General features: G+C 42.1%; 5 protein-coding genes. 3 read left to right on the top strand and 2 right to left on the bottom strand.

Going from position 1 to position 4,613, the window contains the following annotated elements:
* Window positions 1-611, bottom strand: a 611-nt coding sequence (locus tag UC75_RS13240; RefSeq protein WP_228137365.1) for a DMT family transporter, incomplete at its 3' end; no start/stop codon positions are given.
* Between the two features lie 238 nt (window positions 612-849).
* On the opposite strand from UC75_RS13240, the gene UC75_RS13235 reads away from it, so the two are divergent.
* From UC75_RS13235 to UC75_RS13225, 3 genes are read left to right on the top strand one after another with little or no spacing between them, the layout of a single operon-like run.
* Entirely contained in the window at window positions 850-1,977 is a 1,128-nt protein-coding gene (locus UC75_RS13235) for a Re/Si-specific NAD(P)(+) transhydrogenase subunit alpha (RefSeq protein WP_004794594.1), read from the top strand.
* A gap of 11 nt (window positions 1,978-1,988) precedes the next feature.
* Window positions 1,989-2,303, top strand: a complete 315-nt coding sequence (locus tag UC75_RS13230) for a proton-translocating transhydrogenase family protein (protein WP_003654992.1) — start codon at window positions 1,989-1,991, stop codon at window positions 2,301-2,303.
* A 12-nt stretch (window positions 2,304-2,315) separates the two neighbouring features.
* On the top strand, window positions 2,316-3,770 hold the full coding sequence (locus UC75_RS13225) for an NAD(P)(+) transhydrogenase (Re/Si-specific) subunit beta (RefSeq protein WP_004794591.1): 1,455 nt from the start codon (window positions 2,316-2,318) through the stop codon (window positions 3,768-3,770).
* A gap of 62 nt (window positions 3,771-3,832) precedes the next feature.
* Here the strand turns inward: UC75_RS13225 and UC75_RS13220 are convergent.
* On the bottom strand, window positions 3,833-4,613 hold a 781-nt coding region (locus UC75_RS13220; RefSeq protein ID WP_049837875.1), incomplete at its 5' end, for an SDR family NAD(P)-dependent oxidoreductase.

The following is a 4,613-nucleotide window of genomic DNA, read 5'->3' as shown; positions in this document are numbered from 1 at the left end:
CCGATACAAGCCACAGTTAAAGCTAACCCTGTGAAATTCCAAGAACCAAATTTCTTAATGAGTGGTGGGGTTAGTAATAAATAGCCCGCAAAAGCTATCGCACCTGCAAATACTAAACTTGTACCTAGCCAGAAGTTGCCCTGAATTGGTGCATTGTTGTGCTCTTGAAGCATGACCAGCACGGTTCCACCATAACTAAGAAAAATGGCAAATAAACTTTTTGCATCTAATTTTTGTTTGTAGAGTAAGCTTGAGACGATGACTGTAAGCGTGGGATATAAAAATAGAATAATTCGTTCTAGAGAGGCGCTAATAAACATGAGACCCATAAAATCGAGCCAACTGGCAAAGTAGTAGCCTAATAGACCGGCAAAAATTAAAATTAGCCAATCCTTCTTTTTTATGCCCTGATTATGATGCCTGTTAAACCAACAAATAAGTAGAAAGAACGGTAAAGCGCTTAACATGCGTAAAGCCATCAGGACTGTGGCATCTACTAATGGAGAAAGGGCATAAGTCTGTTTAATAAAGATTGCTTTTGTACTGAATAGAAAAGCAGAGCAAAGAGCAAAAAAAGACCCGATTTGAAACGAAGAAAGCGAAATTTTCATATACAAGACTGTATAAGAGAGACTATTGTCTACAAAAAAAGAAAAATCTTCCTATATTACACCTCAAATCAAATATCGTGAATCATCAGTTCAAAATATGGGTATTTATTAAATAAATATTGGGTGGTATTTTAAAAAAGTTCAATTAGAATCCAAATTCTGTACAAAGAATACACATGGGGGAAACATTGCAGCTTGCAATGTTTTTGACAATGAGAAATTAGCTTGAGGAACGCTCATGCAGATCGGAATCCCAACCGAAACTGTCGTCGGTGAAAATCGTGTAGCTGCTACGCCAGAGACAGTAAAGAAGTTGATTAGCGCTGGTCATAGCGTTGTGATTGAACGTGGTGCTGGAGTAAAGGCCGCGTACATTGACAGTGCTTATGAACAGGTCGGTGCAACCATTACGGATGATGCCTATACGGGTAGTCAAATTATTTTGAAAGTTCGCGCGCCACAAGGCGGGGAAATTCAAAAACTTGCAGCAAATACTGCTGTTGTAGCAATGTTTGATCCTTATCGTAATACCGAGCTAGATCAGTTTGCGAATCAGCAAGTTTCTGCTTTTGCTCTGGAATTGCTTCCTCGTACACTTTCTCGTGCGCAGAATATGGACGTATTGTCTTCTCAGGCAAACCTTTCTGGTTATAAATCAGTTTTGCTTGCTGCTGCTGAATATCAGCGCATGTTCCCAATGCTTATGACTGCTGCTGGTACTGTAAAACCTGCTCGTGTTGTGATTATGGGTGTGGGCGTTGCAGGTCTTCAGGCAATTGCAACCGCAAAGCGTTTGGGTGCAATTGTTGAAGCGACTGATTTACGTCCTACAGCAAAAGATCAGGTTGAATCTTTGGGTGGCAAATGGTTAGACGTACCAATGTCTGAAGAAGAGCAACAACGTGCAGCGGATGCCGCTAAAAATGGTTATGGATGGATGCCGGGTGAGCAATACATCAAAGACCAAGCCGCGATTGTTGATAAGGCTGTTTCTAACGCTGACATCGTGATTACTACTGCGTTGTTGCCGGGTCGTGATGCACCACGTCTGATTAAGGCTGAAACTGTTGCCAAGATGAAACCGGGTTCTGTCATTTTAGATATGGCTGTTGAAACTGGCGGTAACGTTGAAGGCTCTAAAGTGGGCGAGACTGTTTTTACAGAAAATGGCGTGAAAATTTTGGGTATCCCAAATATTCCGGCAACTGTAGCAACAGAAGCTTCAGCGCTATATGCACGTAACGTTTTTAATTTCGTAGAGACATTATTCGACAAAGAGAAAAACTTTGCGATTAATCAAGAAGACGAAATCCAAAAAGCCCTATTGGTCACTCATGGCGGTCAAGTACTGCTTAAGCGTGGTTAAGGAGATTTCTCATGGTTGAAACTATTACAATTTTCGTCCTTGCCATCTTCGTAGGTTATTACGTAGTTTGGGGTGTTACACCAGCTTTACATACGCCGCTTATGGCTGTAACCAATGCATTGTCATCTATTATTGTGGTGGGTGCGATGTTGCAAACTGTGGGTCTACCTATTTTGGGTGTAGATGCTAACGTTGCATTTCAAAGTGTAAATGTGGTGAGCGTACTTGGTGCGATTGCAGTATTTTTGGCAAGCATTAATATTTTCGGTGGCTTTGCAGTAACTGCACGCATGCTGGAAATGTTCAAGCCTAAGCAAAAGAAATAAGAGGGCTTTGACATGGAATTTATTCAAGCAAATGCGAACTGGTTGTACCTTGTTGGCGCAATCCTCTTTATCTTGACGCTTCGTGGCTTGTCTGGCCCTAAAACAGCAATTCAAGGTAACCGTTACGGTATGATCGCGATGGCGATTGCAGTTGTAACGACTTTCTTTGTTGCGAATAACCCAGTGATCTGGATGATTGTTGGTGCAATGGTGCTCGGTGCAATCGTAGGTATTGCTCGTGCTCGCACTGTACCAATGACGCAAATGCCGGAAACGGTTGCACTTATGCACTCTTTAGTTGGTTTGGCTGCTGTTTTAATTGCAATTGCTGCAATTTTACATAACAACCAACTTACTGAATTGTTCGCTCAAAATGAGGCTGCTTTAACGGCAGCTGGTGTGCAACATGTGCATATGAGCAAAGTTCACTTATTTGAATTGTTTGTTGGTTGTTTCGTTGGTGCGATTACCTTTACAGCATCTGTGTTTGCTTACGGTAAATTGGCTGCAAAAAAATGGGCTAAAACAATTTCTGGTGCATGGGTTAAACCTGTTCAAGCGCTTATCTTTATTGCGATGTTGGCTTGTGGTTTTTACTTCTTTACGACTGGCAACATGACTGCTTTCTGGGCAATGACAGCACTTGCGCTTGCATTTGGCTGGGTGTGGATTGCACCGGTCGGTGGTGGTGATATGCCTGTAGTAGTATCGCTTCTTAACTCATTCTCAGGTTGGGCTGCGGCGGGTATTGGTTTTACACTTGAAAACAACATGTTGATCGTTGCGGGTTCTCTCGTAGGTTCATCTGGTGCGATTCTGTCGTACATCATGTGTAAAGCAATGAACCGTTCGATCATCAATGTATTGTTTGGTGGGGCAATGGGCGGTGCAGCGGTTGCTACTGCTGCCAAAGGTGAGCAAGTTCAACGTAACCATCGTTCTGGTTCTGCTGATGATGCTGGCTTCTTGATGTCAAATGCTGACAGCGTTGTGATTGTACCGGGTTATGGTATGGCGCAAGGCCGTGCACAAAATGCTGTAAAAGAATTGTGTGAAATTCTAAAAGAGCAAGGTGTCCGCGTTCGTTTCGCAATCCATCCTGTTGCTGGTCGTATGCCTGGTCACATGAACGTGTTGCTTGCAGAAGCAGACGTGGCGTATGAAGACATCTTGGAAATGGATGAGATTAACTCAGACTTTCCTGCAACGGACGTAGTACTTGTAATTGGTGCAAACGACGTTGTAAACCCTGCTGCGAAAGATGATCCAAGCTCGCCGATTTATGGTATGCCGATTCTTGAAGCTCATAAAGCGCGTACAATCATGGTGATTAAGCGTTCTATGGCAACAGGTTATGCTGGTCTAGACAACGATTTGTTCTATAACGAAAAAACAATGATGATCTTTGGTGATGCTAAGAAAGTTGTTGAAGATATGACAAAAGCAATCAATGGTGGCGGTCACTAATCTGACCTCAATCAGGATTGTAAAAGCCACCCTCGGGTGGCTTTTTTATTTGGCTTATTTGTTTAAAGAAATTTTTCTATGAGATTTAGAGATTGTTGATAGAGGTCGCGTGCCAGTTGCTGATTTTTGGCATGTGATGATTTCCAGTCTGGCATATGTGCGCTGACATATTCTCCATTACGGTTTTGCCAAGCATCTCCAGTTGCCATTTCTGTAATGAGATTTGCTGGAACTGAAGTTGGCACTAATCCTAATTTCATCGCTGCATAAACCGGTTTTGGTAAGTCACGATAAATATCGGAAGCAACACCGCCGGGATGTAATGCATTATTGGTAATTGAACTTCCAGCTAGCTGTTCTGCTAATGCATTACTGAATAATAAATTTGCAAGCTTTGATTGCCCATAATAGAAAAGGGGATTGTAAAAACCTTCTGCGCGAAACTTGTTGGGTTTAATTGAGCCCACCCAGTGAGCAATAGATGCAAGATGAATAATACGTGCTTTCGGAGATTGTTTTAAAACTGGGAGTAATTTTTGAGTAAGTAAAAAATGACCTAAATAGTTAACCCCAAATTGTTGCTCAAAGCCTTCATTGGTCAATTGTTTGGTTTTGGCAAATAAGCCTGCATTATTAATGAGTACGTCAAGGGTGCCATAGCGATCAGCAATTTCATCTGCTGCTTTTTGGGTTAACTCAAGACTGTTTAAATCGAGGGAAACTAAATCGACTTGGCCTTGATTAAGTGAAAGTAGTTTGTTCTGCGCATCATTGGCTTTTTGTGGATTTCGGCACGCTAGAATGACGTGTTGCCCTTGTTTAACGAGTTGTTCTGCTGTAGCA

The sequence above is a fragment of the Acinetobacter sp. V2 genome (assembly GCF_001188385.1).
Classification (GTDB): Bacteria; Pseudomonadota; Gammaproteobacteria; order Pseudomonadales; family Moraxellaceae; genus Acinetobacter; species Acinetobacter oleivorans.
This window is presented reverse-complemented; position numbering and strand designations above follow the sequence as displayed.

Bases quoted from the DNA above. Each gene is read 5' to 3' on its own strand.
- UC75_RS13235 (WP_004794594.1), top strand. From the start codon at position 850: ATGCAGATCGGAATCCCAACCGAAACTGTCGTCGGTGAAAATCGTGTA.
- UC75_RS13230 (WP_003654992.1), top strand. From the start codon at position 1,989: ATGGTTGAAACTATTACAATTTTCGTCCTTGCCATCTTCGTAGGTTAT.
- UC75_RS13225 (WP_004794591.1), top strand. From the start codon at position 2,316: ATGGAATTTATTCAAGCAAATGCGAACTGGTTGTACCTTGTTGGCGCA.